5 protein-coding genes and 1 pseudogene are annotated in these 6,709 nt (G+C 73.0%); 2 read left to right on the forward strand and 4 right to left on the reverse strand.

What is annotated here, in order from left to right; translation table 11 throughout:
• Positions 1 to 164: 164 nt before the first annotated feature.
• On the reverse strand, positions 165 to 986 hold the full coding sequence (locus AOK03_RS37515; protein WP_055569845.1) for an AfsR/SARP family transcriptional regulator: 822 nt from the start codon (positions 984 to 986) through the stop codon (positions 165 to 167).
• Between the two features lie 149 nt (positions 987 to 1,135).
• Here AOK03_RS37515 and AOK03_RS37520 point away from each other — a divergent pair, with 149 nt between their 5' ends.
• A complete protein-coding gene (locus tag AOK03_RS37520; RefSeq protein WP_055569846.1) occupies positions 1,136 to 1,381 on the forward strand; it encodes a hypothetical protein in 246 nt (81 codons plus the stop codon).
• A 378-nt stretch (positions 1,382 to 1,759) separates the two neighbouring features.
• On the opposite strand, the gene AOK03_RS37525 is transcribed toward AOK03_RS37520, so the two are convergent.
• Entirely contained in the window at positions 1,760 to 2,743 is a 984-nt protein-coding gene (locus tag AOK03_RS37525) for a LysR family transcriptional regulator (RefSeq protein ID WP_055569847.1), read from the reverse strand.
• 83 nt (positions 2,744 to 2,826) lie between these two features.
• Between AOK03_RS37525 and AOK03_RS37530 the strand changes: the two genes are divergently transcribed.
• Positions 2,827 to 4,071 (forward strand): MFS transporter, encoded by a 1,245-nt coding sequence (locus AOK03_RS37530; RefSeq protein ID WP_055569848.1) that lies wholly within the window; start codon positions 2,827 to 2,829, stop codon positions 4,069 to 4,071.
• On the opposite strand, the gene dacB is transcribed toward AOK03_RS37530, so the two are convergent.
• Together dacB and AOK03_RS37540 are read right to left on the reverse strand one after the other, a co-directional pair.
• Complete coding sequence (gene dacB / locus AOK03_RS37535; protein WP_079075216.1) at positions 3,992 to 5,554, reverse strand: D-alanyl-D-alanine carboxypeptidase/D-alanyl-D-alanine endopeptidase; 1,563 nt, start codon at positions 5,552 to 5,554, stop codon at positions 3,992 to 3,994. The genes AOK03_RS37530 and dacB overlap by 80 nt on opposite strands.
• Positions 5,555 to 6,455: 901 nt before the next feature.
• Positions 6,456 to 6,709: pseudogene (locus AOK03_RS37540) on the reverse strand (hypothetical protein); the annotation flags it as partial.

A 6,709-nucleotide genomic window follows, 5' to 3' on the forward strand; every position in this document is an offset into this window, starting at 1 on the left:
GGTCCGGGGTGGGGCCGGTGGTCTGTGCAGTGTGCCCGCCGCGGCTCGACGCGTGCCCCAAGACGGCTCGAGTCCGCCTCGTCCTCCGGCGGGCGGGGGACGAGGCGGACCCGGGACGGTTCAGGCGGCACGGCCTGCACAGACCGTGCGGGTGGTGCGGGGGGTCAGGCGGCGTAGAGGTCGAAGGTGGAGGTGCGGCGCGGTCCGGCCGTGACGTCCAGCTGGGGGTCGACGGCCAGCATGGCCTGGTGCAGCCGCTGGACCTGCGGGGAGGGCTCCACCCCCAGTCCTTCGATCATGCGGATGCGCAGCTTGCGGTAGATCTCCAGGGCCGAGGCCTGCCGTCCCGAGCGGTAGAGCGCCACCATGGCCTGCGAGTGCAGTCCTTCGTGCTGGGGGTAGCGCGCGGTCAGTTCGGTGAGTTCGGCGATGAGTTCGGAGTGCCGGCCCAGCCGCAGGTCGGCGTCGATGCGCCGCTCCACGGTGCCCAGGCGGGACTCCTCCAGGCGCATGACCTCGATCTCCAGGATCGGTCCGACCCGCACGTCGACCAGGGCGGGCCCGCGCCACAGGGCCAGGGCCTGGCGGAAGCGGTCGGCGGCGGTGGCGTCGTCGCCGCTCTCGAAGGCGGTGCGGCCCTCGGTGGCCAGGCGGTCGTACTCGTGCACGTCCACGCCCTCGGCCGGTATCTGCATCAGATAGCCGCCGTGCCGGGTGGCCAGGACTTCCTTGGCCGTGCCGGGGGTGTCGGGGCCCAGCGCGGTGCCCAGGTGCCGGCGCAGCTGGAGGATGTAGGTCTGCAGGGTGGTGAGCGCGCTCTGGGGCGGTTCGGTGCCCCAGAGTTCCTCCATGAGCGTGGGGACAGGCATGACCTGTCCGGGGTAGAGGGCAAAAAGGGACAGAATCTGCCGCGGCTTGCGTGCCGTCGGAACAATCGATCCCCCGTTGACCTCGGCGCTCAACGGACCCAGAACCTGAATCTTCATGGGGTTTCTCCGTACTTCGTCGAGTTCTTTTCTTGACTGCATTCCGTCGCCGCGGGCGGTCGTGTGCCGTTCGTGGGGCGTCCTCCTTTCGCCGTGCCGGGGTGGGTGAGTCGGTGTCAGGCAGCTTGCGGGGCGCGCCGGTTGGGCCTGTGCCGCGGGCCGGGCCGGGCCCGCCGTCGGCGCCGGGACCGGGCTTCGCGCCGAGGCTGTCCGTCGCGCCGGGCGACGGCGACCCGTCGGGCGAGGCGGGCGAGGCGGACGGATCGGCGGAGCCCTCCGGCCGGTCGGACACGTCCACCTTGCTCGCAGGCTTCTCGGCCCTGGGCTCCGGCATGGGCAGCCAGGGCGCGCTGGAGTTGCCGGAGAGCAGCGTGCCCGCTATGACCGCCGCGTAGACCGCGCAGGCGATGCCGACGACCACTCCGAAGCGGCGGAACCTGCGGCTGCGGCGGCCCGTCTCGTCGACGAACACCGGCCCCTCGGCCGCGCCCTCACGGCCGGGCTCCGCGGACAGGTCCGCCAGCTGATGCCCCAAGCCGTCGATCTGAACGGTGACCTCGTTCGGATCATGGGTATGTCCTGGCAGGGCATTTTCTCGCCACGTTTCCATGCGTACGCACAACCCCCCACATCACTGACTCGGGTGCGCGCACGACTCCGCATGTCCGCATGTCCGTCGTGCGGACCGGGCCCCCACCCGGTCCGAGCGCTCCCTTTATCACACTGCACTAGAGCCACGAACGTAGCGGACCGGAGGCAGGCGTGGTCCTCAGTCAGTTATGACTCATCATGATGAGTGCATCTGTGGCGGGAAGCCATCCATTCGCGGGCTTCTCCAGCCACCCTTCCTCGGCGGCAAGTGCCGCGGCGGCCGTCCGCAAAGCGTCAACACCCGGATGAATCAACCCCTTTCGCCAGACCAGCGACACGGGGGACAGCGGGACGGGATCGACGAGCGGCCGCAGCTCGGCGCCCGGCATGGCCGGAAAGTCCACCACGGCGAGGACCGGATTCCGGTTCTTCGCCATGACGCGCTCGAACTCCTCGGGGCCGACGGCGAGGGGCGCGGGTGGTGCGATCCCGATGCCGCGCCCCTCGAAGAGCAGGCGCGCGAGGCCGGTCCACTCCGGCGTCCCGGGGTTGCCCGCCCCCGCGTACACGGTCTCCCCCGCGAGCGCGTCCAGCGGCACCGCGTCGAGCTCCGTCAGCGGATGGCCGGCCGGCAGCAGCACCGCCATCGGCTCGTACCGCACGGGCTGCTGGTCGAGTCCGGCCCGCAGTGCCGGATCGAGTCCCGCGTACCGCCCGAAGGAGACGTCGAGCCGACCCGCGACGATCTCGGCGGCGGATCCGGTGAGGCCGCTCTCGAAGCGGGCCATCAGCTCGCACTCCGGGGCCAGCGCGCGGGCCCGCTCCAGGATGCGCCCGAAGACCAGGCCGGGGCTGTTCAGGTCGACGAGCAGCGGACGCGCCGCGCCCGTGGCGGCGGCGACCAGGTCGTCCTGGGCCTCCAGCACGCGTCGCGCGTACGGCAGCAGCCGCTCCCCGTCGGCGGTCAGCGCGACCTGCCGTGTGCTGCGCGCGAAGAGCACGGCGCCCAACTCCCGCTCAAGGCGCCGGACATCACGGCTCAGCGCCTGCTGCGCGACGTACAGCCGGGTGGCCGCGCGGGTGAAGTGCAGCTCCTCCGCCACGGCGACGAAGGCGCGCAACAGCCGGGGGTCCACGTCACGGCGTACGACAGGGTCTGCGGTCATCGCAGGAACCTACAACGGAGGTGCGTGAATCGGCACCCAGAAGGTGTTGGACCCCCACCGGCGCCCCCGGCCAGGCTGGCCGCATGCCCCACAACCCGTACGCCCGTCTCTTCGCGATACCCGGCGCCACCGCCTTCACCCTCGGCAACCTCGTCGCACGGCTCCCCATGGGCATGTTCAGCGTGAGCGCCGTCATCATGATCTCCGGGGCCCGTGGTTCGTACGCCCTGGCAGGCGCCGTCACCGCGACCGGCCTCGCGGCGACCGCCGTCGTGGCGCCCTGGACGGCGCGGCTCGTCGACCGCCACGGCCAGGCGCGCGTCGCGGTCCCCGCCACCGTGATCGCCGCGCTCGGCTCGCTCTCCCTGCTGCTGTGCGTGCGCAACGGAGCGCCCGACTGGACGCTGTTCGCGTCGTACGCGGCCACCGCCACGACACCCAACACCGGTGGCATGTCCCGGGCCCGCTGGGCCCACCTCCTCAAGGGAGACGCACGGGCCGTGCACACCGCGAACTCCTTCGAGCAGGCCGCCGACGAGCTCTGCTTCATGCTCGGGCCGGTCCTCGCCGCGCTCCTGTGCGGCACGCTCTTCCCCGAGGCGGGCACCCTGACCGGCGTGATCCTGCTGGTGACCGGCGTGCTCGTGTTCGCCGCGCAGCGGGCGACGGAGCCGCCGCCGCAGGACCGCACGGACCCGTCGGCCGGGACGAAATCGCTGCTCCGCGCGCGTGGGATGCCCGCTCTGCTGATCGGCTTCCTCGCCACCGGTGCCGTCTTCGGCTCCCTCGAAGTCGTCACGATCGCCTTCGCCGACGAGCGGGGGCACAAGGCTGCCGCGGGCGTGGTCCTCGCCCTCCAGGCCGCGGGTTCCTGCGCGGCGGGGCTCGTCTACGGAGCGGCACGACCGCGCGGGCCGCTGGGCCGCCGCCATCTGCTGTGCGCCGCGGCGATGGCGGCAGCGATGACGCTGCCCCTGCTCGCGGTGGTGGCCACCGGCTCGCTGATCGCCCTCTCCGGAGCGCTGCTCCTCGCGGGGATGGCGACGGCGCCCACGATGGTCACCGCCATGACGCTCGTCCAGCGCCGCACCCCCGAGGGGCGGTTGAACGAGGGCATGACCCTCGCCGTGACCGGCCTCCTCGGGGGCATCGCCTGCGGCGCGGCGGGCGGCGGCTGGGCGGTGGAGCACCTGGGCTCCGCCGCGGGCTACGGGGTGCCGGTCACCGCCGCCTGCTGCGCGCTGCTGCTCAGCAGCGCACGGGCTTGCGCCACGAGCACTCCAGCTCGCCGCCGTCCTGCTGCGCCGCACGCGTCGAACGCGGCTTGACCGGGACGGCCTTGTCCTCGGTCGAGGAGGCGAGGGTCACCACGATGGCGTCTTCCAGGGCCTTCACCGAGGAGGGCAGGTAGTTGTTCAGGACGATGCTGAAGACCAGCTCCCGCCCGTTCTTGTCCTTGACGTAGCCGGACAGCGCGGACGCGCCCGTCAACGTCCCGGTCTTCGCATGGACGTTGCGGGCGGCGGGGGTCCCGCACATCCGCGTGCGCAGCGTGCCGCCGACGAACTTGTCCGGCTCGCAGGCCACCGGCAGGGAGGTGTACCAGTCGGCGAACCACGGCTCGCCCTTCGCCGACCGCAGCAGCTCGATGTACTGCTCGGCCGCGACGTTGTCCTTGCGCGACAGCCCGGAGCCGTCGACCTGGCGGATCTTGCCCGGGTCGACGCCCGCGGTCTTCAGATAGCCGCCGATGGCCGCGACGCCGTCGTCCCAACTCCCCGCGCGTCCGGTCGCCTTGTGACCCATGGCCTTGGTGAGGCTCTCCGCGTGCATGTTGTTGGACAGCTTCATGAAGGGGATCATGAGGTCCTTGAGCCGCATGGAGTCGTGCGTGGCGAGGCGCCGGGCGTCCTTCGGCGTGGCGAGCCCCGCCCTGGTCGGTCCGCTCACCTTCACGCCGTGCGCGGCCAGGGCGTCCCGGAAGACGGCGGCGGCGTAACCGGTGGGCTCCCAGACGGTGGCCCACTCCTTGGTGGTGTCCCCGCCGACCGGGACGGTGCCGCTGACGGTGATGACGTTCTTGCCGTGCTGACGTTCCACGGCGATGGTGTCGTCGCCGCCCTCCGCAACGGTGGTCGCCCGCAGATCGATGTCCACGTAGTCGGTCTTCGGCGTCACGCGCACGCGCGGCGCGGCCCCGGCCCGCGCACCGGGCTCGACCTCGACGATGACCGTCCCGGTGTCGTAGTCGGTGTCGGGCGCGACGCTCAGCGCGCTGATCTGCGCCGCGTAGTACGCGGACTCGTCGTCGCCGCCCCACGTGTCGCCGATGCGCTTGCTGTCGAACCGGGTGTCGTCGGCGACGAGCCGCCCCGAGACCCGCTCGATCCCCGAGTCGGCGATCTTCGCGGCGAGTTGGTCGTAGTCCTTGGCGAGCGTCGTCGGGTCGCCGGTGCCGCGCAGGTACAGGTCGCCCCGGAGCACGGGGCCGCGCCGCTGCGCGGTGGTGAGGACGTCCGTGGTGAACCGGTGGCCGGGGCCGAGGAGTTCCATGGCGGCGGCCGAGGTGAGCAGCTTGGTGTTGGAGGCGGGCATCAGGCGCCCGCTGGGCAGGTGCTGGTAGAGGACGTCGCCGGACGCGGAGTCGGCGACCACGACACTGGCCACGCCGCCCTCCATGCGCGGGTCGCCCAGGATGGCGTCGATGGCTTCGGGAAGCCCCGACCGGTCGGAGTCCGCCCCGGCCGGGGAACCGGCGGAGAGCCCGGCCGCCGCGACGGCGAGCACGGCGGGCCAGATCCAGTGGCGCATGCGGGTATTGACGCGTCTCACAGGTCTACTCATGACCCTGGAGCATCCCGGACTCGACGCCCCCGCAAAAGACCCCACTCCGGGACGTACGACAGGTGCCGTAGGTCGACGCTCAGTGGTCCTGGTCCTGGTCCTGGTCCTGTCCCTGCGGACGGCGGCGCTGGTACGGGAGCGCAGCCAGCAGAGTCAGGGCCGGACCCGGGGCGGCCGAACAGGCCCCGCTCCAAGCCGTACGGCACCGGCCTGCGCGTCTTCCCTCAGTGGCCCTGGTCCTGCGGACGGCGACGCTGCGGTAGGAGCGCGGCGAGCAGGGTCAAGGCCGGGCCTGAGGGCGGTCGAACAGACTCCACTCCAGGCTGGCTCTACGGAACCGGCCTCGCGTCGGCCCTCAGTGGCCCTGGTCCTGCGGACGGCGACGCTGCGGCGGAAAGGTGGCTGCACGGGCCCGGGGCGGGCCCGGGGGCGGGCCCAGGCGGTCGGACAGACCCACTCCGCGCCCGCACGGCACCGGCCTGCACGTCGGCCCCGGTGATCCTGACCCTGCGGACGACGGCGCTGGGACGGGGGAGCGGCCAGCGGGTCAGCGCGGGGCCCTGGACGGTCGGACAGGCCCCGCGCCGGGCCATACGGCACCGGCCTGCACATCGGCCCCCAGTGATCCTGACCTTGCAGACGGCGACGCTGGGACGGGGGAGCGGCCAGCGGGTCAGCGCCGGGCCCGGGACGGCCGGACAGACCCACTCCGGGCCGTACGGCACGGGCCTCGCATCGGCCCTCAGTGGCCCTGCCCCTACAGACGGCGGCGCTGGGGCGGAAGGCGGCCCGCAGGGCCAGGGTCGGGCCCAGGGCCGTCGGACAGGCCCCGCGCCGGGCCATACGGCACCGGCCTGCACGTCCGCCCTCAGTGGTCCTGGTCCTGCAGACGGCGCCGCTGCGGCGGGAGCGCGGCCAGCAGGGTCAGCGCGGGGGCCGGGGCCGTCGGGCCACCGCCCGTGCGGCGGCAGACCAGGGCGTCGGGGTCGCCGGGTGGCTCCTGGAGGCTGTATCCGTCCGGGCAGGCGGACCCCGGAGCACCCTTCTCGCCCCGCTCCCCCTTCTCACCCTTGTCGCCCTTCTCACCTCTGGGACCCTGCTCACCTCGGGAGCCGCCGGGCC

It is taken from the genome of Streptomyces atriruber (genome assembly GCF_001418325.1).
GTDB classification, from domain to species: Bacteria; Actinomycetota; Actinomycetes; order Streptomycetales; family Streptomycetaceae; genus Streptomyces; species Streptomyces atriruber.